This is a genomic window from Hyphomonas sp., from assembly GCF_037969335.1.
In the GTDB taxonomy this organism is placed as follows: domain Bacteria; phylum Pseudomonadota; class Alphaproteobacteria; order Caulobacterales; family Hyphomonadaceae; genus Hyphomonas.
The window spans coordinates 1-24,860 of record NZ_JBBKXE010000050.1; the positions used below are offsets into that span (position 1 = coordinate 1).

General features: G+C 61.6%; 23 protein-coding genes. 11 read left to right on the forward strand and 12 right to left on the reverse strand.

Annotation, left to right across the window (positions count from 1 at the left end; translation table 11 throughout):
* Window positions 1-865: exodeoxyribonuclease VII large subunit (gene xseA, locus AADA04_RS03860; RefSeq protein WP_340691921.1), on the reverse strand; the 865-nt coding region annotated here is incomplete at its 3' end.
* A gap of 47 nt (window positions 866-912) precedes the next feature.
* Between xseA and purD the strand changes: the two genes are divergently transcribed.
* Entirely contained in the window at window positions 913-2,208 is a 1,296-nt protein-coding gene (gene purD / locus AADA04_RS03865; protein ID WP_340691922.1) for a phosphoribosylamine--glycine ligase, read from the forward strand.
* Here the strand turns inward: purD and AADA04_RS03870 are convergent.
* Window positions 2,205-2,792 carry a murein L,D-transpeptidase catalytic domain-containing protein gene (locus AADA04_RS03870; RefSeq protein ID WP_340691923.1) on the reverse strand — a complete coding sequence of 196 codons (588 nt, stop codon included), beginning with the start codon at window positions 2,790-2,792 and terminating at the stop codon, window positions 2,205-2,207. The genes purD and AADA04_RS03870 overlap by 4 nt on opposite strands.
* Window positions 2,793-2,899: 107 nt before the next feature.
* Between AADA04_RS03870 and AADA04_RS03875 the strand changes: the two genes are divergently transcribed.
* From AADA04_RS03875 to AADA04_RS03900, 6 genes are all read left to right on the forward strand, one after another.
* A complete protein-coding gene (locus AADA04_RS03875; protein WP_340691924.1) occupies window positions 2,900-3,988 on the forward strand; it encodes a phosphotransferase family protein in 1,089 nt (362 codons plus the stop codon).
* A 46-nt stretch (window positions 3,989-4,034) separates the two neighbouring features.
* On the forward strand, window positions 4,035-5,246 hold the full coding sequence (locus AADA04_RS03880) for a serine hydrolase (protein WP_340691925.1): 1,212 nt from the start codon (window positions 4,035-4,037) through the stop codon (window positions 5,244-5,246).
* 227 nt (window positions 5,247-5,473) lie between these two features.
* Window positions 5,474-6,223: a hypothetical protein gene (locus AADA04_RS03885; protein WP_340691926.1), complete on the forward strand. Its 750-nt coding sequence runs from the start codon at window positions 5,474-5,476 to the stop codon at window positions 6,221-6,223.
* Between the two features lie 30 nt (window positions 6,224-6,253).
* Window positions 6,254-7,291 (forward strand): alcohol dehydrogenase family protein, encoded by a 1,038-nt coding sequence (locus AADA04_RS03890; RefSeq protein WP_340691927.1) that lies wholly within the window; start codon window positions 6,254-6,256, stop codon window positions 7,289-7,291.
* Window positions 7,292-7,305: 14 nt separating this feature from the next.
* A complete protein-coding gene (locus AADA04_RS03895; RefSeq protein ID WP_340691928.1) occupies window positions 7,306-8,598 on the forward strand; it encodes an amidohydrolase family protein in 1,293 nt (430 codons plus the stop codon).
* Window positions 8,599-8,691: 93 nt separating this feature from the next.
* A complete protein-coding gene (locus AADA04_RS03900) occupies window positions 8,692-9,567 on the forward strand; it encodes an OmpA family protein (RefSeq protein ID WP_340691929.1) in 876 nt (291 codons plus the stop codon).
* Between the two features lie 6 nt (window positions 9,568-9,573).
* Here the strand turns inward: AADA04_RS03900 and AADA04_RS03905 are convergent, their stop codons facing one another.
* The 6 genes from AADA04_RS03905 to AADA04_RS03930 are packed head-to-tail and all read right to left on the reverse strand — an operon-like array spanning window position 9,574 to window position 15,504.
* Window positions 9,574-10,641 (reverse strand): DUF2855 family protein, encoded by a 1,068-nt coding sequence (locus tag AADA04_RS03905; RefSeq protein WP_340691930.1) that lies wholly within the window; start codon window positions 10,639-10,641, stop codon window positions 9,574-9,576.
* 13 nt (window positions 10,642-10,654) lie between these two features.
* On the reverse strand, window positions 10,655-11,395 hold the full coding sequence (locus AADA04_RS03910; protein WP_340691931.1) for an enoyl-CoA hydratase/isomerase family protein: 741 nt from the start codon (window positions 11,393-11,395) through the stop codon (window positions 10,655-10,657).
* Complete coding sequence (locus AADA04_RS03915) at window positions 11,392-12,729, reverse strand: cytochrome P450 (protein WP_340691932.1); 1,338 nt, start codon at window positions 12,727-12,729, stop codon at window positions 11,392-11,394. Before AADA04_RS03915 ends, AADA04_RS03910 begins: the two co-directional genes overlap by 4 nt.
* Before the next feature lie 9 nt (window positions 12,730-12,738).
* A complete protein-coding gene (locus AADA04_RS03920; RefSeq protein ID WP_340691933.1) occupies window positions 12,739-14,073 on the reverse strand; it encodes a cytochrome P450 in 1,335 nt (444 codons plus the stop codon).
* Window positions 14,074-14,087: 14 nt separating this feature from the next.
* Entirely contained in the window at window positions 14,088-15,065 is a 978-nt protein-coding gene (locus AADA04_RS03925; protein ID WP_340691934.1) for a pseudouridine synthase, read from the reverse strand.
* Window positions 15,066-15,087: 22 nt separating this feature from the next.
* Window positions 15,088-15,504, reverse strand: a complete 417-nt coding sequence (locus AADA04_RS03930; RefSeq protein ID WP_340691935.1) for a hypothetical protein — start codon at window positions 15,502-15,504, stop codon at window positions 15,088-15,090.
* A gap of 222 nt (window positions 15,505-15,726) precedes the next feature.
* Between AADA04_RS03930 and AADA04_RS03935 the strand changes: the two genes are divergently transcribed.
* Window positions 15,727-16,950, forward strand: a complete 1,224-nt coding sequence (locus AADA04_RS03935) for a potassium/proton antiporter (RefSeq protein ID WP_340691936.1) — start codon at window positions 15,727-15,729, stop codon at window positions 16,948-16,950.
* Here the strand turns inward: AADA04_RS03935 and AADA04_RS03940 are convergent.
* Complete coding sequence (locus AADA04_RS03940; protein ID WP_340691937.1) at window positions 16,947-18,329, reverse strand: M20/M25/M40 family metallo-hydrolase; 1,383 nt, start codon at window positions 18,327-18,329, stop codon at window positions 16,947-16,949. The genes AADA04_RS03935 and AADA04_RS03940 overlap by 4 nt on opposite strands.
* A 282-nt stretch (window positions 18,330-18,611) precedes the next feature.
* On the opposite strand from AADA04_RS03940, the gene AADA04_RS03945 reads away from it, so the two are divergent.
* Both AADA04_RS03945 and AADA04_RS03950 read left to right on the forward strand, forming a co-directional pair.
* Window positions 18,612-19,442: a hypothetical protein gene (locus tag AADA04_RS03945; protein WP_340691938.1), complete on the forward strand. Its 831-nt coding sequence runs from the start codon at window positions 18,612-18,614 to the stop codon at window positions 19,440-19,442.
* Complete coding sequence (locus AADA04_RS03950; protein WP_340691939.1) at window positions 19,439-20,641, forward strand: hypothetical protein; 1,203 nt, start codon at window positions 19,439-19,441, stop codon at window positions 20,639-20,641. The genes AADA04_RS03945 and AADA04_RS03950 overlap by 4 nt, the downstream gene beginning before the upstream one ends.
* A gap of 203 nt (window positions 20,642-20,844) precedes the next feature.
* Here AADA04_RS03950 and AADA04_RS03955 read toward each other — a convergent pair whose 3' ends face one another.
* The gene (locus AADA04_RS03955; RefSeq protein ID WP_340691940.1) at window positions 20,845-21,873 is read right to left on the reverse strand and encodes a glycosyltransferase; all 1,029 of its coding nucleotides are present in this window, start codon (window positions 21,871-21,873) and stop codon (window positions 20,845-20,847) included.
* A gap of 171 nt (window positions 21,874-22,044) precedes the next feature.
* Here AADA04_RS03955 and AADA04_RS03960 point away from each other — a divergent pair, with 171 nt between their 5' ends.
* A complete protein-coding gene (locus tag AADA04_RS03960; RefSeq protein WP_340691943.1) occupies window positions 22,045-23,223 on the forward strand; it encodes a glycosyltransferase family 2 protein in 1,179 nt (392 codons plus the stop codon).
* Between the two features lie 260 nt (window positions 23,224-23,483).
* Here the strand turns inward: AADA04_RS03960 and AADA04_RS03965 are convergent, their stop codons facing one another.
* Window positions 23,484-24,443: a lysophospholipid acyltransferase family protein gene (locus AADA04_RS03965; protein ID WP_340691941.1), complete on the reverse strand. Its 960-nt coding sequence runs from the start codon at window positions 24,441-24,443 to the stop codon at window positions 23,484-23,486.
* The coding region (locus AADA04_RS03970) for a tetraacyldisaccharide 4'-kinase (RefSeq protein ID WP_340691942.1) at window positions 24,440-24,860 on the reverse strand (421 nt) is incomplete at its 5' end. The genes AADA04_RS03970 and AADA04_RS03965, both read right to left, overlap by 4 nt.

Below are 24,860 nucleotides of genomic sequence, written 5' to 3' on the forward strand. Positions count from 1 at the left end.
TGCGTGCGGCGCGCAGGGCATCGCGCGACCGCGCCGTCCGCCGCGCCAGGGCGCGCTTCAGGCGTCCGGCATTTTCTTCAATGTTCAGCAACAGTTCGCTGCGCGCCGACACATAGTCGATCAGCGTTGTGTCTGTTTCGTGCCCGACGGCGGAAATCAGCGGGATTTCGCTTTCAAAGGCAGCGCGAACCACGATCTCCTCATTGAACGGCCAGAGGTCTTCAATCGATCCGCCGCCGCGCGCGACAATCAGCACGTCGGGCCGGTCATTGCCGGTCATCGCGTTGAACCCCTTGATGCCCGCTGTCACCTGCGCCGCCGCCGCATCGCCCTGCACAAGTGCGGGCCACACGATCACGCGCACCGGGAAGCGGTCCTGGATACGGTGCAGGATGTCCCGGATCACAGCGCCGGTCGGGCTCGTAATCACACCGATCGTGGCTGGCAAATAGGGCAGTTTCTTCTTGTGATGCGCCTCGAACAGGCCCTCGGCGGCCAGTTTCTTCTTGCGCTCCTCCAGCAGCTGCATCAGCGCTCCGGCGCCCGCAGGCCGCATGGAGCTGGCGATTAGCTGGTAGTTCGAGCGGCCCTCATAGATCGACAGGCGACCGGTCGCGATCACTTCAAGGCCTTCTTCCGGCCGGAAGGGCAGCTTGTCGACCTGCCCCTTCCACATGATCGTATTCAAGACCGCCTTCTCGTCCTTGATGTCGGCATACATGTGGCCGGACCGGGCTATGGTCACACGGCCCAGTTCACCGCGCACCACGACATGGTCGAAATTCGATTCAATCGTCCGTTTCAGGCTCGCAGCGAGCTCCGAGACGGAAACGGCATGGTCATTGGAGACTGGCGAGTCGGACATCCAGCCTTTATAGCGACTGGAAAGCAGCAGGCGAGGGGCCAAATCCCATGAACATCCTCCTCATTGGTTCCGGCGGGCGCGAACATGCCCTCGCCTGGAAGATCGACCAGTCGCCCTTGGTGGACCTGGTCCAGTCCACGCCCGGCAATCCCGGCATGAACGTCATCGGCCCGTGTTTCGATGTCGCCGTTGATGATATCGACAATCTCATCAAGCTGACGCTGCAGGTCGAGCCCGATCTCGTGGTCATTGGCCCGGAAGCACCGCTTGCGCTCGGGCTCGCCGATATCCTACGCGCACGCGGCTTCGACGTGTTCGGCCCGAGCCGCCTCGCCGCCCAGCTGGAATCCTCCAAAGCCTTCTCCAAGGGCCGGATGAAAGCCTATGGCATTCCGACCGCCGCTTATGGCGAGTTCACGACGCCCAGCCTCGCCAAGGCGTTCCTGCGCACGATGGAAGCGCCCTATGTGCTGAAAGCCGACGGACTGGCGGCGGGCAAGGGTGTGGTCATCGCCGACAGCCTTGAACAGGCCGACGCGGAAGTTGACGATATGCTGTCCGGCAAGTTCGGCGAGGCGTCAGCGACCCTGATCATCGAGGAATTCATGCAGGGCGAGGAAGCCAGCATCTTCGTCATCACCGATGGCCAGGGCGCGGTCTACCTGCCTGCCGCCCAGGATCACAAGCGTGTCGGTGACGGCGATACCGGCCCCAATACCGGCGGCATGGGCGCCTATGCCCCGGCACCGGTCGTGACGCAGGCCGTGATGGACCGCATCAAGGCCGAGATCGTGGAGCCGATGCTGGCAGGCATGGCGGCCGACGGCATGCCCTATCAGGGCGTCCTCTATGTTGGCGTCATGGTCACGAACGAGGGGCCAAAGGTCGTCGAGTTCAATGCCCGCTTCGGAGACCCGGAATGCCAGGTCCTGATGAAGGGGCTCGCAGGCGATATTGTCCCCGCCATTCTCGCCTCGGCGACCGGCGGCTTGTTGGGAAATGAGGACGCGTTCGAATCCCTGCTGGAACTTGAGCGGTTTGATCCGACCGCCACAGTCGTGCTCGCCAATTCGGGCTATCCGGGCAGTTACGTCCAGGGCTCCGTGATCAATGGCATGGTCGAAGCGAACAATTTGCCCGGTGTGACAGTATTCCAGGCCGGCACGGATCGCGATTCAGAGGGTGCGCTTGTCGCCATGGGCGGGCGCGTGCTCAACGTCACGGCCTCAGGATCAACCCTCGAAGAGGCCATCTCCCGCGCCTATGCGGGTGTGGACCGTATCGACTGGCCGGAAGGCTTCTGCCGCCGCGACATCGGCTGGCGGGCGTTGAAGCCGGACTAGCGGCTCACAAACATGAGCGTGCCCTTGGGCACTTCCGCGAGGAAGCGTTTCAGGTCGGCCTTCGAAAAGACGATACAGCCATTGGAGCGGCCCAACTTGCCAAAGCGGGACAGGAAGTCCGGCTCGGCATAATCGGCAGCGTGGATCACGATAGCCCGGTCGCGCGACGACTTGTCCGTCTCGTCGAGCCCGTCGAGGCGCAGGCTCAGGCCGTGCTTGCCTCTATATTCTTCCGCAATGACCAGCGCCCCTTCCGGGCTCGCGTTTGATCCAGGCTCGTCGGAAAACCGGTCGAGAAAGCCGTCATGATCCGTGTCGGAGCCACGTCCGTGCGCCGCGCGAAATCCCGTCACATCGCCGGTCTCAAGATTCACGACAAACAGGCGTTTTTCTTTTGAGTGACGGGAATAATCGACGATTACGAGGCGACCGGTATCCTTGGTCTGTTTTGCATGAATTTTCTGCGCTTCAAGCGCCCGGTTGAGCAGGTCTGCCCGTACAGCGCCCGACGCATTGATGTTCTTGGCATGCGCTGGCGCAGCGGCAAGCAGGAACAGGGTGCAAATCGCGATCAATCTTGTCATCCCGTCAAATCTGCCTCGAAATTGTGGCGACGTTACGGCAGGTCTTGGCACCGGGCAGCGGCCCGCTATGGTATCGTAGAGGAAATAACAGAAACGAGAGCGACCCCATGGCAGAGACAGAAACTGCACAGGACCTGTTCACAGGCACCAAATCCGTAGTGGACTCCCACAAGTTCGATGAGGCGAATCTGGCCGCCTGGATGGAAGCCAATGTCGAAGGCTATGAAGGCCCGCTGGAAGTCCGCCAGTTCAAGGGTGGCCAGTCCAATCCGACGTACCAGCTGGTCACGCCGAAGAAGAAATACGTCATGCGCCGCAAGCCGCCCGGCAATCTCCTGCCCAGCGCGCATGCTGTCGATCGCGAATTCCGCGTCATCAACGCGCTCTACCCCCTCGGTTACCCGGTCGCACGCCCTTATGGCCTGTGCATGGACGAAAGTGTCGTCGGCACGATTTTCTATGTCATGGACATGGTCGAAGGCCGTATTCTTTGGGACGGCACCCTGCCTGACTATGAGCCGGTCATGCGCCACAAGATCTATGAAGCAAAGATCAAGACCCTTGCCGACCTGCACAATGTCGACTGGAAGAAGGCTGGCCTCGAAGGCTTCGGCAAGGAAGGCGATTATGTTGCCCGCCAGGTTCACCGCTGGACCAAGCAGTACAAGGCATCGGAAACGATGCACATTCCTGAGATGGAACAGCTGATCGAATGGCTGCCCAAGAACATCCCGCCGGGTGACAAGACGACCATCGTCCACGGCGATTACCGCCTCGACAACATGGTGCTCCATCCGACCGAACCGAAAGTGATCGCTGTTCTCGACTGGGAACTCTCGACGCTCGGCGATCCGCTGGCCGATTTCTCCTATCACCTGATGAACTGGGTCATGCCACAGGGTGATGCGAGCCGGGGATCCCTGTCCGCGATTCCGGACCTCAAGGCATGGGGCATTCCGACCATGGAGGAATATGTCGCGATGTATTGCGCGCATACAGGCCGCGATGGTCTGCCGGAGCTCGACTATTACTTTGCCTACAACGCCTTCCGCCTCGCCGGCATCCTTCAGGGTATTGTCGGACGCGTGCGCGACGGCACAGCCAACAGCGCCAATGCGGAATCGAACGCCGATCGGGTCGTCCCGCTGGCGCAGTTTGCGGCTCAGTACGCTCGCAAGGCGGGCATGCCGGGATAGGTCCCATTCGTACAAAAAGATGATGGGGGCATAGACATTGGGAATCATGCGGCGCTTGGGCATCGGCATTGCAGCGCTCGGCGTGGCCGGAGCAATAGGCTGGGGCCTGATCGGGCCGGACTGGCGCGCCTTCGTCGGCCATCAGCCCTATGGCCGGGATATCCTGTTCTGGAGCCTGGATCAGCGCGACGCAGGCTTCCGCATGCTGGATCGCGTGCCGTTCATCATCAAGTCGCGCCCGGTTGCGGCGGGTGATGACGTACATCCGCTGCCGGAAGGTGCTCCGCTGGTCCTCGACATGGACATGGATGCGTATCTGGCTGCGAACCGGACGGCAGGGCTGGTCGTGGTGCAGGATGGCGAGGTGCGGCTTGAGCGCTACGGGCTGCGCTTTCAGCCAGACGGCCGGTGGACCAGTTTCTCTGTTGCCAAGTCGCTGACCTCGACTCTGGTTGGCGCCGCCGTCGCGGATGGTGCGATCAAGAGTATTGATGATCCGGTGGCGGATTATATCGAGGAGCTGCGCGGGTCGGCCTATGATGGCGTCACGGTTGCGCAATTGTTGACCATGCCATCCGGCATCGCGTGTCACGAGGATTATGATGATCCGGAATCCGACGTTGCGCGTTTCGATACACAGGTGGTCGAACCCGGGAAAAGCGCGGTCGCGACCTATATGGCGACGCTGGCGCACGCGCATCCGCCGGGTGAGGTCTGGCACTATTCCACGGGCGAGACCAATCTGATTGGTGTGCTCGTCAGCCGTGCGACCGGCAAGCAATTGGCCGATTACCTGTCGGAGAAAATCTGGCGGCCCTATGGCATGCAGCAGGACGCATCCTGGCTGCTCGGTACGGATGACCATGAGATCAGCGGGTGCTGCATTCAGGCGTCGGTGCGCGATTTTGCCCGCTTTGGTCAGTTCATCCTCGATGGCGGCATGGCAGGCGGCGAGCCGGTTCTGCCGACGGGTTGGCTGGACGACGCGACGCGCAAGCAGGTCGAATACGGCACACCCGGCGAGGGCTATGGCTACCAATGGTGGACATGGGATGACGGTTCATTCCAGGGCGACGGCATATTCGGGCAGGGCATCTTTATCGACCCGGCGCGCAAGCTGGTGATCGCGTCAAACAGCAGCTGGACGTCGGCGCTGGGCGACAAGGATGGCGAGTTCGATGCGCGGCGGGAATTCTACAAGACAGTCCAGCGCGCCATCGATGCCGAGACAACTGATGCGGGCGGCGCACAGGACTAGCGGCGCGAGGCTTGGAAGGTGACGCATGCCGGGGAAGATGACACTATTCACCGAAAGGAAGATGACATGAGCGAAATACTGACAGGCCCGCTTCGCGCTCCCGCACAGATGCTGCAGGAACAATCCTATGGCGGTCACAAGTCGCTGCATGACGACGCCGAGCCGAGCGCCTTGGCATCAAGGCGGGCCCGATTGAAGGCCCGACACATTTCCAGCAATTCGTGCCAATGCTCTACGACATATGGGGCAAGGACTGGTTCGAGCGCGGCTGCCTGTCGGTGCACTTCCTGAACATGGTGTTCGAAGGCGAGAAGGTCCGCGCCTTTGTCGAACGCCCGGCACCCGGCGCAACCCGCGCCAAATGCTGGGCCGAGAAGGAAGACGGCACGCCTGTGCTGGAAGCCAGCGCCACGCTCGGCCCGGACCATGGCGAGACGCTGCTCGAAGCGCGCATGGCCAAGCTCCGCCCCGCCGATGATCTCGTTATCCTCGCAGACATGAAAGTCGGTTTGAAGACCGACAAGGACGAGCACGTCCGCATGGGCGCCGACCAGAACATGGGCAATCTTTACCCGTTCAGCCTGGCGCAGAAGCTGGCTGTCATCACAGAACCGAGCGACTGGTACAGCGACGCCAAGGCATCGCCCTGGGGCCGCCCGGTCATGCCGCTCGAAATGGTCAGCGTGCTCGCCAACTATACCGGCGGCATGGCCAACTGGCCGGTCAAACATCCCTCCATCGGCCTCTTCGCCGATCTCGAAATGCGCATGATCGACGGTCCGCTCTTTGTCGACGAAGACTATATCCTGCGCCGTGAGGTCGTTGCGCTCTCAGCCAGCCGCCGCGCCGAGAATTACTGGATCCGCACGCGCATCTTCGATTCCACAGGCACGAGACAGGTCGCGGAAACACTACTCAATCACGGTGTTCTCAAGGCCAGCTACCCGCACTATCCGGCTGACAAGCTGCCGGCCTGATCCCATCACACTCGCCAAGGACAGCACCTCATGAAAGGTCTCCTCTATCGCGGTGCGCGCGACATCGTCTTTGACGACGCGCCGGTGCCAGAGCCGGAAGACATCCGCAGCGCCATCGTGAAAATCACGGCCTGCGGTATCTGCGGGTCTGACCTCCACATCTATCAGGGCCACGGGTTTTCCGAGACCAACGGCTATTGCGTCGGCCATGAAGCCGTCGGCGAAGTCATCGAGATCGGCAGCGCTGTGTCGCGATTCAAGTCAGGCGACCGGGTGATGATCTCGGCCGCTGTCGGCTGCGGATCCTGCCCGTCCTGCATGGCGGGTAATGTCACGCAGTGCGAAACAGCGGGCGCGCGATGCTACGGGCTCGGCCCCAAACTGCAGGGTGTGCAGGCAGAATATACGATGGTCCCGGTCGCGGATTTCGGCCTCGCCAAAATTCCGGACGGCGTCACCGAAGACCAGGCGGTCCTTCTGACAGACAATCTCCCCACGGCCTGGTTCGGCCTGAAGAATGCCGACATCAAGCCCGGCAGCACGGTGGCGGTCGTCGGGTGCGGCCCGATCGGCCTCATGGCCGTTGAGGGCGCGTTCCTGATGGGCGCCGCCCGCGTCTTCGCGGTCGACCTCGTGCCCGAACGCCGCCAACTCGCCGAAGAGATCGGCGCCACCGCGTTCGACGCAGCTGAGGCGCGTGACCAGATTGCCGAACTCACGTCAGGCCATATGTGCGACAGCGTCGTCGAATGCGTTGGCGCCGACGCCGCCATTCACCTGTCGATGAAACTCGCACGCAATGCGGGCACCGTGTCCTGCATCGGCGTCAACCAGACCATGGACTTTAAGTTCCCGATGGCGCTGGCCTTCATCAAGGGCCTCACCTTCCGGACAGGCACCTGCTCGGTCCCGGCCCAATGGCCCGAACTGGTCCCGCTCGTCCAGGCCGGCAAGCTGCGCCCCGAGCGAACCGTCACCCACCACATGCCCCTGTCCGAAGGGGCCGAAGCCTACCGCATGTTCGACGCCCGCGAGAACGGCGCCATGAAAATGATCCTGAAACCCTGAGAAAGGCCTTACCCATGAAAAACGCGCTTCTGAAATCCTTAGCCGTCTCCACCGCCTGCATCGTCGCGGCGGGTGTCGCCAGTGCGCAGGACGCGACGATCCACGCGGGTCACGTCCTCGCCGTGCCGGGTGAAGGCTATCTCACGCAGCAGACGATCAACGTGAAAGACGGACGCATCGTGTCCATCCAGCCGGGCTACAAGTCCGGCAAGAAGGGCGTGCCGGTCATCGACCTCAAGTCCGCCTATGTCGTGCCCGGTCTGATCGACAGCCACGTCCACATCACCAGCGAGAACGGCCCCGAAGGCCGCCTCAAGGAGTTTACCGATTCCTCCGTTGATACCGCCTTCGACGGCGCGGCCTTCGCCCTCAAGACGCTCGAGGCCGGTTTCACCACGGTGCAGGATGTCGGCGGCTCCAATGACTCGGTCTTCGGCCTGCGCGATGCCATCGCCCGCGGCGCCGTGCCGGGGCCGCGCATGCGTGCGGCCGGGCAGGCGATCTCCATCACCGGCGGTCATGGCGATGTGAACGGCTATTCCTCGCCGGTCATGAAACTCTTCACCGGTACCAATATCTGCAATGGCGCCGATGATTGCCGCCGGGCCGTGCGCCAGCAGGTCAAGGAAGGGGCCGACGTCATCAAGATCACGGCCACCGGCGGCGTCCTGTCCAACACATCCGCCGGTCTCGAACAGCAATTCACCAATGACGAGCTCAGTTCCATCGTCGAGTCCGCCCATGCAATGGGGCGCCAGGTCACAGGTCACGCCCATGGCAAGGCCGGAATTGATGCCGCCCTGCGCGCCGGCATCGATTCCATCGAGCACGGCACCTATCTCGATGACGCGACGATCGCGCTGTTCAGGGACCACGACGCCACGCTCGTCCCGACCGTCCTCGCTGGCGTCACCGTCACCGGCTGGACCAACGAGCCCTGGCTGCCGGAAGCCTCGCGCAAGAAAGCGGCCATTGTCGGCCCGCTCATGCTCGACATGCTTCGCCGGGCGCATGAAGGCGGCGTGAATGTCGCCTTCGGCACCGATACCGGCGTCTCGCGCCATGGCGACAACGCGAAAGAGTTCGCCCTCATGGTCGAGGCCGGCTTCACGCCGGAAGAAGCCATCCGCGCCGCCACGGTGATCGCCTCGAAACATCTCGAAATGGACGCCGACATCGGCACGCTGGAGGCAGGCAAATATGCCGATCTCGTCGCGATGACAGCCGATCCGCTGAAAACGGTCACCGAGCTGGAATCGGTGGATTTCGTGATGAAGGGCGGGCGCGTCTACAAAAGCCTGAACTAGGCCAGGGACACGATTCTGGCCCGGAACGTGCATCGCCCTCGCCTAATCCGCGAAGCATTTTGACATTGCGCGGCAAAGGATTGAAAATTGGGCATGCAAAATTTCCACGCCTCGCTATGTCGCGTCCTTGCTGCAACGACCCTGATCGGCCTTGCAGCTTGCGGCGGCGACGAGACGGCTGACATCGCCGCCACCGTCGACGCCTCGACCAGCAATGGCAGCGAATGCATCACCATTGCCGAAGGCATGTATATCTTCGAAAACGGCAAGTTCACCGCCGCCGCAGCGCCCCAGCCGCAGATCGTCGAGCGCGTGACGCGGTCGTCAACCGGGTGGGTCGGCGGCATCGAGACCGCTTTCACAGCCGCAGGTTACCCATGGATGGGGCTCGTCGCACGTGAGAACGTCGCAACGCTGACAGGCCTGGCGCCGGATGCCGAGGCCAAGCGGCGTGCCCTCGAAATCGGAACCGCCGCCCTGCAGGACGATCCCGTCGGGTCCACCGAGATCACTTTGGTCGTCGATGGCATTGGCGTCGAAAGCGGTGAACGTGGTCCCGGCGAAAGCGTCGCAGCTCTCGCCCAGGGCGTCATTTCGCAGGATACCTGCCAGCAGGCGCTGAACCAGGCCATGGACGGCCAGAAGATTCAGTTTCCGACCAATCGCGGCGACATTTCACCGGTGAGCACGGGCCTTCTGGATACCGTCGCCGGGATTGCCATGCTCTGCGACGAATATGCCGTCGAGATAGGCTCCCACACCGATTCCCGCGGATCGAACGAATATAATCAGGTCCTGTCGCAAAAGCGCGCCGACGCGGTTCGCCGCTACCTGCTGGACAAGGGCGTATCGATCGACCAGCTGACGGCTGTCGGTTACGGCGAGAGCGTGCCGCTGGACACGGCGGAAACCTATGAGGCCTGGGGCCGCAACGCCCGCACCGAATTCAGGCTTTCCCGTCGCCCCTGAGGCGCGTCAGAAACTGAGTACAAGGCCTGTCGCCGGGCTGACCTTGCCTTCGATCGTATCGTGCCACGCCGTGTCGATGGCATCCATGCCGGACGCTTCCTGCGGAGTCACGAAAGCCGATGACGCGCGGTAGAAGGATGTGAGCGATGCGCCGAGCTTTTTGTTCAGGACGTCTGCCCCCAGCGCCTTGGCGCGCTCCGCTGCATAGGTCGGAACGAAGAAGAATTCCGGCTGCGGGTCAGGCAGGCTGATCGGCGCGCGGTTGCCTTCCCAGTCTGTCACACCGATGACAAGGCTGCGCACCAGGCGGTCTTTCAGGGCATTGTGCACATCCGCTGTCAGCGATGGACGACCCAGGAAATCGACAAAGGCGGTCAAGCCGCGTGCGTGCATGGTGTCGACCTGGTCATAGGTCTGCGTGCGCGCGTACAGCCCCGTGCCTTCGACATAGGCAACATTTCCCGGTGACGTCAGCGCAACCGCCTCGACAACGCCGCGTTCCTTCAGGCAATGCGCCAGCGCCATGGCCGTCTTCGACGATGCGCTTGAAATCACGACCGTCTCGGGCACCGGATCGCCGGTTTCCATCAGGCAGTCGTCAATCATCCAGCCGGTCGTGAACAGGGGCCGGAACAGCATCTGCTGTGCCTCGAAGGCCGGGTCATAAGTCGGATCGGCGGCAGTCTGGATATAGGTATTGTAGATTGGGGCGAGGCCCTGCCGGTGAGCGGCGCCATCCATGAAGCTTTCCTTGCCGACGCGAGCAGGCTGCACATCGAACGTGTCCGAGATCGGCAGGTAGCCATAGACGCGGTTGCCGGTTTCAACGCCCGCTGCCTTGGACTCGATAACTGTCGCAAAGCCCCAGACAGGCACGCGCCCGTATTCAGGCGAACTGGCCGGGAAGAATTTCCAATATTCCATCGCCTCGCCGAACGTCGCATAGGTCACGTTGTTCGCTGTCAGCGCGAAGGCATCGACGCGCAGCCGCGCCATGCCCTTGGCCAGGTCGGTGACAGGGGCATCGGCCCAGTGGCAGTCACGAAGGTCATCGCGCTTGATCAGGTAGTCCATGGTCTGCGTCCCCTTAGTCTTTGCGCATGAAGGCGCCGATTCGCGCCTGCATGTCAGGCCCGACCCCCTCATTCTTGAGGATTTCCCATTGTAGGCCGGAATCCATGCCGCGCGCATCTGTTGCTTCCAGCAACCGCTTGTTGGCAGCGTGCGAGAAGGGCGAGTTTGCAAGGATCTGGCGCGCCATGGCCTCAATCGAATCATCGAACTCCGCCGCCGGCACAACCTGCTCGGTCAGCCCGATCCGAAGGGCCTCGGCCGCATTGATCATTTCTGCTGTGAACATCAGCCGCTTGGCGGTTGCGATGCCGACGCGCCGGGGCAGGCGCTGGCTCATGCCCCAGATCGGGGTCAGCGCCCATTTCGCGTGCGTGTCGCCAAACTTGGCATTGTCCGCAGCGATGATGAAATCCGCTGCCAGCGCCACTTCCAGTGCGCCCGTATAGCAATGGCCGTGCACCGCCGCGATGACCGGCTGGGGCAGTGTCTCCAGCATACGCAGCGTCTCGGAATGCCAGCCGGGGGAGGGCACTTTCTCGCCTTCGGCGATGTCGCCAAGGTCATGGCCGGCTGAAAAGCACCGGCCGGCCCCGCGCAGGACGACACAGCCGATCGACTCGTCCTTTTTCAGGTCGATGACATGCGCGCGCAATTCACGAAACATGCCCACCGTCAGCGAATTCAGCTTGTCCGGACGGTTCAGCGTCAGAAGCGCCAGCCCGTCTCTGTCTTCCCGTGTAACAAGCGCGCTCATGCCGGTTTGCCCATGTCGACCATCAGTTTCGAAATCGCGTGGACGAAATTGTTCGGGGCAATTTCCTGCTCCCCTGTCCAGGCAATGTCCGGGAAGCGACCGAGAATTCGGCGATAGGCAGCTTCCAGTTGCATGTTGGCCACGCGCTGGCCAAGGCAGACGTGTGGCCCGTGCCCGAACGCCAGATGTTCCTTCGCATTGGCGCGGGTAATGTCATACGTGTCCGGATTGTCGAACTTCGCCGGGTCACGATTGGCGGCAGCATAATACATGACCAGTTTCTCGCCTTCGCCAATGCCCTGGCCGCCGAGTTCGGTCTCCTTCGTCGCCGTGCGGCGCATATAGGTCACCGGGCTCACCATGCGGATCGACTCGTGCACGAAGTTAGGGAACAGGCTGTCATCTGACTGCAGCTTTTTCTTCTGGTCCGGGTTCTCGGTCAGCAGCTTCATCGTGCCGGTCAGCGAGTTCCGGGTCGTGTCGTTCCCCGCGAACACGATCAACAGCCACGAGCCATCCAGGAATTCCGGCGACAGCGGCTTGCCGTCAATCTCGACATTGGCGATGGCGCTCAACAAGTCGGGCTGCGGGTTCTTCCGGCGTTCGGCCAACAGGTGCCGGCCATATTCGAACATCGCCTGGATCTCGTTCAGGAAGGCAGTCATCTGTTCCATGCTGACATTGCCGAGGCCCTCTTGCTGGGCCTGGTATTGCGATGTTTCCAGGAAGTGCATCCAGTGAACCAGCTTCGACCGGTCAGCCGCTGGCACGCCGAGGATTTCGCACAATGTGAACAGGGGCAGCTCGGCTGAGAACAGTTCAACCATGTCGACGACCTGGCCCTGCTTCACCATACTGTCGAGCAGTACGTCGACATAGGCAGAGACGCGCTTGCGCAGCTCGGCCACGAAGTCAGCGCGAAAGTACGCCATGTGCTCCATCCGCAAGGGCGTGTGGTAGGGCCGGTCGAGATTGATGAGCGAGTTCAGGGAGGATGAGTGCAGCAATGGATGGCGCGGCGTGCCTTCCATGCCGTAATTCATCAGTATTCCACCTTTTTGGGAGGAATAGGTTTCGGGATCCAGTTCGATCTTCTTGACCAGTTCGTAGGATGTGACAGCCCAAAATCCGGCGCCATATTCTTCAGGATGCCACATCACCGGCGCTTTCTCGCGCATCGTCGCAAACGCCTCGAACGTGTAGCCGCCATTGTCTGAAAAGACCGTCGGGGAGGTCAGGTCGACGGGCGGTTTGAGATCGGACACCGGCGTGTGGCGGGGCGCTGCAGGTGCATGTTCGACCTGGTAAGTCTCGGTGACGTTCTGAAAGCCCATGGTGATCTCCTAGAATTTGTAGCGTACGGGAATGGACTTCGGTCCTCCCACGAAATTGGCCTTGATGAAGGTCGGGTCGCCTGCCAGTTCGATCGACTTGATGCGGCTGAACAGCTCTTCATAGATGATCTGCATTTCCAGACGGGCGAGATGCATGCCCAGGCACATGTGCCCGCCATGGCCGAACGAGATCAGCTTGTTCGGGTTGCGGTCGACCTTGAACTGGAACGGATCCTCGAAAACCTCCTCGTCGCGGTTGCCGGACGGATAGCAAAGCAGCAGGCTCTCGCCTTCTTTCACTGTCTTGCCGCGCATCTCGTAGTCGGCGTGCGCCGTACGCATGAAATGCTTCACCGGTGTCGTCCAGCGGATCGCTTCGTCGACAGCGGTGCGGGCCATGCCTTTCGGGTCATCCATCATCTTTTTCAGCTGCGCCCTGTCTTGCAGCATGGCCAGCACGCCGCCGCCCGTCGAGGCGCTGGTCGTGTCATGCCCGGCTGCCGCGGTAATGATGTAATAGCTCATCGCTTCCAGCTGGCCGATCGGCTCGCCGTCCACCATGCCGTTGGCGATCACGGTCGACACGTCATCGCGCGGATTGGCGCGACGATCTGCAGTGATTGCCGTGAAGTACATGAAGAACTCGGCCAGTGTCGCCTGGATCGAGGCGAGCCCGGATGTCACATCGCCGTCTTCCAGCGAGCGCTTGTTACGATTGAGATCTTCGTCCTGCGCGCCGAAAATCTCCTGCGTCAGTTTCAGCATCATCGGTTCATCGGATTCCGGTACGCCCAGGATCTGCATGATGACCCGCAGCGGATAGTGCAGGGCGATATCGTTCTGGAAGTCGCATTCGCCGCCCAGGTCTTCCATCCGGTCGACAAATTGCTTGGCAATCGCCCGCACGCCATCCTCACGCTTCTTCACGTTCTGCGGCATGAACCATTCCTGCGTCAGGTGGCGCAGCTTGAAGTGCATCGGGTCGTCCAGCTGGACCAGTGTCTTCAACAGGTGTGGCTGGCCGAACTGGGCATAAATGCCTTCTTCGGCCTGCTTGTAGGACAGCATTTCCCGCTCGCCATTCGTGAACAGCTTGTTCTGGCGGCTCACTTCCATGATGTCGGCATGCTTGGTCACCGCCCAGAATGGACGAAAGGATTCGGGCTCACACCAGGCCAGCGGGTCGTCCGCCCGCAATTTGGCAAAGGCCGCGTCCAGCACGGGCTGGTTCGCATAAACGGCCGGATCGACGATCTGGTTACACGTCGCGGCCGCCGCCGCACTCATTGTCCGGCCCGGATCCATCTTGGTCTCGGGCGGGGTGGCAAGCGCGGTATCGGCCATGGTGGTCTCCGGTTTTATTTTTTGGGTCTGCGTTTCCTGTCGCCAAGCCTAGCTGAACCGGACCGCGTGCCAAGGCGTGACTTGGCGGCAGGTGCAGGACGTTTCGGCGCGTCCGGCTGGGGCCGGTTGGCTTCCGCGATCATCGTACCGACCGCCTCCAGCATCAGTTCGGGCGGCACCTCTTCCACCGCACCGGGGCGCAGGTCGCCCAGTTCGAAGGGGCCGTAATTGATACGGATCAGGCGGTTCACCATCAGGTTCACGGCCTCGAGCGCCCGGCGTACTTCGCGCTTCTTGCCTTCGGTCAGCGTCACCGTCAGCCAGGAATTGGCACCGTTCTCGCGGTCGAACACGGCCGTGATCGGGGCATAGTCGACGCCGTCCACTGTCATGCCCGCAGCCAGGTCGGCAATCTTGTAGTCGGTCACTGTGCCTTGCGCGCGCACGCGATAGGTTCGCTCCAGCGCGTTCTTCGGCAGTTCCAGGGCCCGGGCCAGCTCACCGTCATTGGTCAGCAGCAGCAGGCCTTCTGTGGTCAGGTCGAGGCGTCCGACCGTCACGACGCGGGGCAGGGACTTCGGGAACTCGTCAAAGATCGTCCTGCGGCCTTCAGGGTCATGATTCGTGCTGATCAGGCCCGACGGCTTGTGATAGCGCCACAGGCGCGTTGGCTCCGGGGCGCTGACAATGTTGCGGCCCACCTTGATGGTCTCGCGACCGGTCACCTTGAACGCTGGCGATGTCAGCTTCACGCCGTTCACGACGACGTCGCCCGCCTCGATCATCCGCTCGACTTCGCGCCGTGACGCAATACCGGCACGGGCCAGGTATTTCGCGATACGCTCGCCTTCGCTCCAATCGGGCTCGGCCAGTGTCTTCGGGCTCTGTCCGGTCGGTTTCCGGGTTTTGTCCGTGCTTTTTTTCGGGGTGTTCTGGGGGCGCGAACCGGGCTTTGCCTGGCGCGAGCGGCCCGTCTCTCGACGCTCCGTCATGTGTCTGTCTTTCCGTTTGGTCCTACAAAAAGTGCAGGATAGGGGCTGCAATAGCAAGTCCGACAAGGAATTCCATCATTATCCACACAGGGATCATCCCGTTTGACCGGTTCTCCTCGCGATCCAGCACCAGCGACACGGTCCGCCCGAACGCTGCGCCCACCCAGCCCGCTGCCAAAGGCAATACGACCAGTACGCTCAACAGGTTCACGTCACTCCGTGACACGGTCAGCAGCAAGGCCGCCGTCATCAGGTGCGAAAACATGAACAGGCCGCCGAATGTCGCCCGGAATTCCGAATACCCGCCCGGCTTCTCCGGATCCGGCTCCGCCACCAGCCGCACGATCCCCGAAGCCCAGGCCGGAGAAAGCAGTGCCGCCGTCCCCAGCACCGCACCGAATCCCAGCGCTAGAAGTGAAATAATTTCGCCATAGTGCATTCAACCATCCTCCCTCTTATTTCCAACCTAGTGCATTTGTGTTGAAAGCGTAGGGGTAACATCCATATGGCTGATTCACGCTGTCGCTCTGTAACCGAGCGATATTGAAGCGCGCTCAACACTTTCGCGAACCTGTCCGGTTCAAGGCAGGCGCTGACCGACATCGCGCCGGGAACTGGATGCACGTTCGATCGTGGTCGACGTGTCGTTGAAGGGAAAGAAATGGAATTGGTGATCTTTCTCTCGAGCGTGGTTGTGTTCGCCACGTTTGCGCTCATGCCGCTCGCCCGGAGATCGGGAGCGCCCATCCTTTTGATCGTGCTCGTTGTCGGCATGCTCCTCGGCGTCGACGGCCCGGGCGGCATAAGATTTTACAGCTTCCAGACCGGCTTTGACCTTGGCAGCTTCGCGCTTGCCATCATCCTGTTCGCGGGTGGCCTCGAGACAGAGCGAGGCATGTTCCATAACGCGCGCAACTCCTCCGTCATGATGGCGACACTCGGCGTCCTCGTGACGGCGCTGATTGTCGGCCTGTTCGCAAGCTTTGTCCTCGGCATGCCCCCGGTTGTCGGCCTGCTGCTCGGCGCGACGGTGGCGTCGACCGATGCGGCTGCAACCTTCCTGCTCATCCAGCAAAGCAAGGCGGGCATCAGTGAGCGCGTGAAGAATACGCTCGTGCTGGAATCCGGCCTCAACGATCCGATGGCCATTTTCCTCGTTGTGTCGCTCACCGCCGTGGTCAATGGCGGGCCACCGGAATCCCTGCAGGAAGTCGGCGGGTTCCTGATATTCCTCGTCAGCCAGATCGGCATCGGCCTGATCGGCGGCATTTTCGGCGGCCGGGTCCTGACCCTCATCATCGACCGCATGGCGCTCCCCAATGGCACCTATCCCGCCATGGCGCTGTCCGGGGCGCTGGCCATCTATGCCGCCGTCGCGCTGCTGGGTGGCAGCGGATTCCTGGCCGTCTACATTGTCGGCATCGTGATCCGGAACCGCCTGATACGGCCCCTCGACAATATCCTGAACTTCAACGAGGCGCTGCAATGGATCAGCCAGATGGCGCTGTTCCTGATGCTCGGCCTGCTGGTGGCGCCCAGCCAGCTGCTTGAGGACATCTGGCCGGCGCTTGCCATTGCTGCGGTGCTCATGTTCGTGGCGCGGCCGCTCGCGGTCATGGTCAGCATCGGCTGGATGGGCTTCTCGGTGCGCGAGAACGTGTTCCTCAGCTGGGTCGGCCTGCGCGGCGCGGTTCCGGTCCTGCTGGCCATCTATCCCGTCATCACGCCGGGACCGGTGACCATCGAATTTTTCAACGGCGTCTTCGTCATCGTCGTGGTGTCGCTCATCGCTCAGGGCTGGACGATCGCGCCGCTTGCCAATTTCCTCAAGCTCAAGGACCAGGCCGTGCAGGCCGAAGACCTCGAGGCAGACGTCGAGACCTAGCCGGCCAGTTCGGTCAGCAGTGTGTGCCAGTGCTCAAGCGCGCTAGGGATCGAGTCCGCGGGCACGCGCTCGTTCAGGCCATGCGCATAATCGTCGGACGGCTTCATGAAGAGCCCCGACACGCCATAACTCGGAATGCCTTCGGCGCGGAAGAACAGGCTGTCCGTCGCACCGGCGGACATTTGCGGGATGATCACAAGCCCGGGCGCCTGCTCGTCGACGGCCTTGCGGACGGCGGCTATCAGGATCGGGTCGAGCGGTGAGGAGTCGCTTGAATGGCCGGCGATGGGCTGGCTCACGGTCGCCCCCGTACCGGCGATATCCTGCAGCTTCTGCAGGATCGATTCCGGCGAGACACCGGGAAAGATACGGCAATTGACGTTGGCCGAAACATGCTGAGGCAGGGCATTTTGCGCATGGCCACCATTGATCATCGTGGCGACGCAGGTCGTACGGATCTGGCCGATATATTCAGGCTCCTTGGACAGGCGGGCAGCGGCCGCAGAATCGGCGGGATTCTCCGCGAAACGGGCCATGGCCTCCCCGAGGTCGCCGGGCGTCTGCTTGGCGGTCTCACGGAAATAGCCGAGCGTCACGTCACTCGTCTGGACCGGGAATTCATAGGCGCCGATGCGTTCGAGAACGCCGGCCATGTCGACAATCGCATTGCTGCCGGTTGGGCGGCTGGAATGCCCGCCGGGATTGGTGATGACGATCTCGTAGTCGGCATAGGTCTTCTCGCCCGCCTGGATGCTGTAATAGCGCGGTGTGCCATCATCGCCGAGCGTGCCGCCGCCGGCATCGGAATTCAGCACCATGCGCGCGCCCTTGAAGCGTGGCGCGAGGTCGGCTGCCGTCACCTGCGCGGTCTCCTCGTCGCCTGTCAGGACAAGGATGATGTCGTGCGCCGGTACGAAGCCCTCGCGTTTCAGGCGCATCAGCGTGGTGACCAGCATGGTCAGGCCATACTTGTTGTCCAGAACGCCGCGTCCGTAGAAATAGGTCCCGTCGGTCTCCATCTTGAACGGGTCGCGCACCCAGTCGGCCGGATCGGCCTCGACCACATCCATATGGGCGTTCAGCACGATCGGCGCGCCAGTGCTCTTGCCGTGATAGGTGGCCACCAGATTCGATGTCTCGCCGAAGGGTTCGACCGTCACGTCCGCCTCGGCGAAACCGCCCGCGACCAGTTCACCCTTCAGGTATTCGGCATAGGCCGGCACCTTGCCGCGCCCCGCCACCGTATCGAACGCCACCGACGCGCCCAGTATCTCGACGGCCTTGTCCACATCCACCGGGTCTGCCGCCGCCGTCACCGGCGCGGAGACGCAGCCCACCAGGATCAATGTTGCAAGGCTCGTCAGGATTCGGCGTGTCATGGCTGGTCAATTCTTCCTTGGCGCGGCGTTTCTTGGAGGGGCCGGTCACAGGACGCCGTGCAATGTTTCCTGGAACCAAAGCAAATCATGTCGACTGGTGTGGTCTGCTCCATTCCGCACGTCAACATCACATTCAGGGCCGGTCGCCGCAGCAGGCCTGGCACCCGGCATCCATCGACGAAGATGGCCACGCCCCCGGCCCCATGCCCGCTTGTGTTCGGAAAAGGCACAGCCCTTGCACGGCAAAGTGCCAATCTTGGCAAAAAGGGCGGTTCAGTCACAATGAGCGCACCGAAAATCAGTATATCCCACCTGACATCCGAGGTGCCGGACTATTACGCCATCTCGCTCCTGTCCAAGGCATGGCGCGAGCAGGGCCTGGACGTCGAATTCGCCCGCGAATACGCCGATGACGCCCAATTGTGCATTCTTCACCATGACAAGACGCGATTGAGCAAGGACGGGATTCCGGTGGCGCCAAACGGGGCAAAATCGCTCAATGGCGACGTGCTCGACATTTCCAAGCGCCTGTTCTCGACACTTCAGCTAACCCCGCAGTCCGACTGGACCGGCCCGGTCATCATCAAGTCCGATCTCAATCATTTCGGCCTGCAGGATGGCGGCGAGGCCAAAGCCGACCTCGTCTCACGCGCGCGCAAGCGCTTGGCGCGCCATTCCTGGCGCTGGGCCCGGATGCTCCCGGAAAAGCACTATCCCGTCCTGCCATCCCTCAATGACGTGCCGAACTGGGTCTGGAATGATCAGGACCTTCTGGTCGAAAAATTCCTGCCCGAATATTCCGAAGACGGCCTCTATTGCGTGCGCGGATGGATATTCTTTGGCAACCAGGGCTATGCCTATCGCAGCCTGTCCACCGACCCGATGGTCAAGGCCGCCTCGGTGGTCCGCAGCGAATTCCTCGATGAGGTGCCGGCTGAACTGATCGCGCTGCGCAAGCAGATGAAGTTCGATTTCGGCAAGTTCGACTATGTCGTGCACGATGGCCTGCCAATCCTGCTCGATGCCAACAAGACCCCGACCTATCCCACATCAGACGGTACCCCGACGCCAAGGACACGGCTGTTGGCCAAAGGCATCGAGGCCTTCCTATGACCCAGCTCGCCACCCGCACCAAATCCCTCGTCCCGCTGATGCCGCTATTCGAGCCGGGCGTCGCCTTTGCCGCCCGCACGGACCTGCGCCAGACGCGCATGATCGGGTTCACCCCCTTCGCGCTCGACAGTGTGACCAATGTCCTCCTCGGCCTGCTCAACGGCATGCCGACCGTCCGCCACATTTGCGGCGTCACGGATGAAGGCCTCGCTGTCCTCGAACGCGCCGGCCTGCATGTCGACGAAGACATGCGCACCTTCGAAACCGCCGCTCAGGCCAAGCGCCGCACGAAGGAACTGATCGAGGAAGGCTACAAGCTCGCCTGGCCCTATCCGCTTCCCGTCGCGACCTATCCCAAGAAGGCCCAACTCGTCTCGCGTGACCTGTGGCGCCAGCTCAACAACAAGAAAAACCTCGCCGACATCGTTCCGGCAAAACACCTGCCGGATCGCCGCATCGTCCCGCTCGACGATCCCGCTGCGTACACATTCGATGGTCCGGTCTTCCTCAAATCGGGCACGTCCGAGGCCACCGGAATCGGCTATGCCGTCCGCCACTGCACGACCGAGGCGGAATTCCGCGCCGCCTTTGACAGCCTCAAGGCGCTCGGAGACGCCAGCGACGTGATCGTCGAAAACGACATGGACGTCGTCTCCTGCTGGTGCGTCTCGCTTGTCCTGTCCGATACCGGCGTGCGCTATGCCGGCGCGGCGGAACAACTGTTCAGCCAGCCGGGCCACCAGTCCGGCAGTTCGATTGATCCGGCCAATCCCTTTCCCAAGGCCGCCATTGCTCTGGCCAGGAAAGTCGGCGAAGCGGCGCGCGCCCTCGGCTTCCGCGGTGTCGCCGGTCTCGATATCGGCCTTACGACCACCGGCCGCCTGATCGTGTTCGATCCGAATTTCAGGATCCAGGGGTCGACCGCCCAGGTCATGCTGCACGGCTCGGCCACAAAGCGGTCCGGCCTGCCGGTGTCGCAAGCTGCCAGCTTCAACAGCTCACTGAATATAAGGCAATTGGCGCGCGCCATCGGCGGCCCCATTGATGATGGCTGGTATGTGCCCGTCCGCCTGATCGATGGCGCCCGCCATCCCGAACCGCCATCCAATTCCACCCTGACCGGTTTCGTCCTCGGCAAGACCCAAGCCGACGCCGCCCGCCGCCGCGCGCAACTCGGCAAACTGCTCGGCGTGTCGTGAGGCCTTGCGGACATACGCCCGCTAGATCACGCGAGAAACATCCACGACGGCTCCCGCTTGCTCGGATATCCCGCTAGTCATTGTGTTCGGGACCCCAGCTAAGATGTGGCGTTACACAAGTGTCGGCTGTGCCGGCTCAGTCCTTTTTTTGAGGCTCGACAGCAGAAACGGCCGCCTCAAGCCCAGGTTTCCTGACAATGCCCCTATACCGACTTTGCGACGGCGGATGATATGGGAAGTGGCGAATTGTCGGGCTTAAGGAAGCGGATTGAAGCCGCAAAGGCGATCGTTTCACAGATTAATGTCGTCAGAGTGACGGTCGCCCGCCAGCCTATTACTCTCTGCATTTTTTTGAAGGGGAAGACGTGACGACGATGGTCGCGCAGAAAATTTCTTTGACGCCGGAATTCTGGAACAAGGTTCCATTTCTTGTAGAAGTATCGTTCCGCGTTTATACAGCGTGCGGAATTCCAGCGCAGGCAAAAATAGGGAATTTCCCGCCAGGTGAATTTCTTGGCAACAGCATAGACGACTACGGAGGCTGGCTCAAACCATATTGACCATCCCTGCTCGTGGGCTTTGAAGGCCACGTCGATCTCATCAGTGAAGCCTACCAGATTGGGATCGAACGGACCAATCTGCTCCAGCAGTTCGCGTCGGGCAAGCACGACATGAAATTCGGTGGCATCGGTTTCCTTGCGGACAAGATCGCTTTTGCACTCCAGATATTGTTCATGTTCAAAGCAGTGGTGGCGGTACATATCCCGGCCATGACCTGTGTCGGTCAGCTGAACAATGCTGCCTGCATGATGAACCTTTAGATCCGGAATTAGGGCTTCCGGTCCGACAAGAATTGTTGGTGCGACCAAGCCAGCGCCGGTTTCTTCAGCACATTTTACCAAGGTGGACAACCAGCCCGGAGCGAAGGCGACATCGTTGTCGATAAAGACAACATACTTGGTATCCACCATGGGAAGGGCGGTGTTGCGGGCGTCGTTCGGGGTGATGTAACCGGGACGGCGGATGTAGACGTGATCACGCTTCTCCACTTCATCCTTCAGTTCGTCAGCGATCGCTTTCGGCGAGCCTCCATCGACATAGATCATGCGGAAAGGCAGGTCAGCTGTATCAAAGCAGGCCTGCAGCGACATGGTCGCTTGCTCGAACCGTTCGCGCGGAGCTACAATGATGGTGACATCGGTTCGTTCAACATCAATGGAGTCGGGGGTCACTCTGCTTGCATCCTCTAGTAACTGAACTGCCCTCCGAGTTGTTCTGCGAAATTCGTGCCCCGTCAACCTTGTCTGGCGCGGCATTGTTCTTGCTCGAAGAGACGATCAAACTTCCACAGGAAAGACCAATCGTTGACCCAGTCGGCAACAATAAGCTTACCAAGCGTCTCCGTGATCTTGCCCACATTCAATCGATCTGGCTTGATCAAGTCCAGTCTTGAGTCTGTACTCAGCCAATCCTATCCAATTGCAGAAATCGTGGTCGTGGATGATGGATCCAGCGATGATACCGAAGCGGTCGTCGCAAAATTCGGCAACAGAGTTCGCTATATTCGTCGGGAGAATGGCGGCAAGAATGCCGCGATCAATACAGGTCTTCGCCTAGTACATGGTGATCTTGTCTGGATCATGGATGATGATGATCTTGCCCCAGCAGATGCACTAGAAAAGCTGGTGTCTCCCTTCGCTGCGGATCCATCAACGGCGATTAGCTACGGGGCGCTGCAGAAGTTCCGGGAGGACCCGGAGACTGGCGCGATGCGTTTTGAGCAGACGCATCCCTATCCTTCCGAGGATGAACGGTCTTTTTTTATTCACGTCATGGAAGACTGTTTCATTACGGGCCAGCCCTGCGTGTTGGTGCGCCGCTCGTGCTATGACGCCATCTTCCCTTTGCCGGAAGACAAAGTTATCTCCGAGGACTATGCCGTATTGCTTCTCTTGGCCCGTCGGTGGACCGCGACGCGAGTAGAAGGCGTTACCCTTTTCCAACGCCAACATGATGGACCACGCGGACCCGCCGATATCCGCTACGCTGCCGATACTCGCAATGCGCGCTGGAGCGCTGCCGACACCGAATTGCTGCGCGAACTCCTGCCTGATGTCGCCATGGGCGAACTCGTTAGCAGACCGGCGTCCTCGGAGCCGGGAGACGCTCTGGAGCGACGGCAAGCATATTTTCAAAAAGCGACAATCGCAGCGCGGAAGAAGCTCTGGCCGGACGCGCTCCGTGCGGTGCGGGATGGAGTGCGTCAGGCCCCCGACGCCCCGCTCGGTGCAATGGATCAGCTCATTCTCAGCCGCATGCTGGGCTGCCGCTATGGACTTGATGAGCTTATTGCAGCGCCGGGAATTCTGAATGACCTAAGCGCGGCTCTGGCTGGGCTAGGTGCGCGACGCGAGGCCATCGCCTGCATCGCTGAACCGCTGCCCTATCTTGTCCGACACCAGCTAGCCGAAAGGGATTTTCGTCGGGCGTTGTGCTTGTTGCGACTCTACTGGCGCCTAACAGGCTGGCGCCAGGGCTCCTGGTTGTTGATAAATAAAGCATCGCAAAAAATATTCGCGTAATGTCAGATGAATGCGAACCGGTCTTCGATATTCGCGGATGCGCCGCTGCGAGGCGACGACAAGGTCGCGGCCCTCGCGAAGCGCAGGGTCCCAGGTAGTCGTCTTGAAAATTGTACAATTTGGATTCACGAACCTGTCGCTCTGCAACGTCTCAAATTTGCTGCGTAAGCAGTCATTTGCCCATGTTCAGTCGATGACGACTTTTGGACACTGGAATTGGCTTCCGTCAGCCTCCACATCCGCGATCGCCCGTCAGCCCCCTAGATCACGCCCGCGTCGCGCCATGCCTCTTTCGGCCAACGGCGGTGTTGCCAGAACCACTGGCCGGGCTGGGCGCGGACGCAGGCTTCGAGGAATGTGTTGATCCGCTCCACGCACCTCAGGATGTCGGCCTCGGTGTCGCCGGTGTCTTCGGGAATGAAAGGCTCGTGGATTTCCACCCGGAACCGGGCCGGGCCGGTGCGTACGGTCGAGACCGGCACGATCGGCGCGCCATATTTCAGCGCCAGCCGCGTCGGCCCCTGCGCCGTCATCGCCTCATGGCCGAAAAAGGGCGCGGCGACGCCTTCGCGGAATTTCTGGTCGTTCATCAGGGCAATCGGCGCGCCGCGCGCCAGCGCCCGCATCAGCTCGCGCGTGCCAATGCCCTTCGGCGCGGCGGTGCCCGTGCCATAATCGTGGCGCAACTTGTTGATGCGCCGGTCGATATGCGGATTGTTCAGGGCCCGGTAGGTCATCACCGCGTGCGGGATGCGCTTGCAGATCGCCGCCGGCATGATTTCCCAATTGGCGAAATGGCCGGAAATGAACACCGCCCCCTTGCCGCTGGCATTGATCGCATCCAGCCGCTCGACGCCGACCACGTCGACGCGCCCGCTCGTATAGGGGTCGATGGCGGGCAGGTGGGGCAGTTCGCCCGCCGTGCGCCCGGCGCTCTCCCACGCGGCCAGCGCGGTGCGGTTGATCTTGTCTTCGCTCCAGTCGGGGAAGGCCAGCTTCAGGTTGCGCACCGTGGTCTTGTGCTGTGACAGGCGCGGGCCGATCTTGGTCATCAGCCAGCCGCCAAAGTCAGACGCCCTGTCCGGCCCCAGCAGTTTCATCGGCCACCAATAGATAACGTCCCAGGCAATCGTCTCCAGCCGCCACTGTATCCGCTGCCACAGCGAGGCGCGGTTATCGATGTCCTTCGGGCGGACATAGGCGGGGGGCGTGTCGGTCATGTATTTGCAGATGTGATGATCGGGGCCAGCAGCGCGTCAAGCGCGCTCGCCTCTTCAAAGCGGGCCGCGACTGGAAAGGCAAGCACGCGCTGCTGTTCTTCCTGCGGCAGGCGCACATGGTCCTTCGTCGTCGTGATCAGGCGCGCGCCATGGCTGTCGGCCAGCCGGTGCAGGAATTTCAGCTCGCCCGCTGAATAGACATGATGGTCGCCATAGCCGACCGCTTCGCTGAGGTCGGCGCCCGCGGCTGTCAGCGCATCAAAGAACTTGATCGGCCGCCCGATGCCCGCAAACGCCACCAGCGGCCCCTCCGGCACGGCGCCTGTCGGCTCAACTGCCGCCCGCAGCACTGGCAGGCCCGCCTGCGTCACGGCGCCCGGCACATCGCCCGCGCCCATCAGCACCACGCCGCCCGCC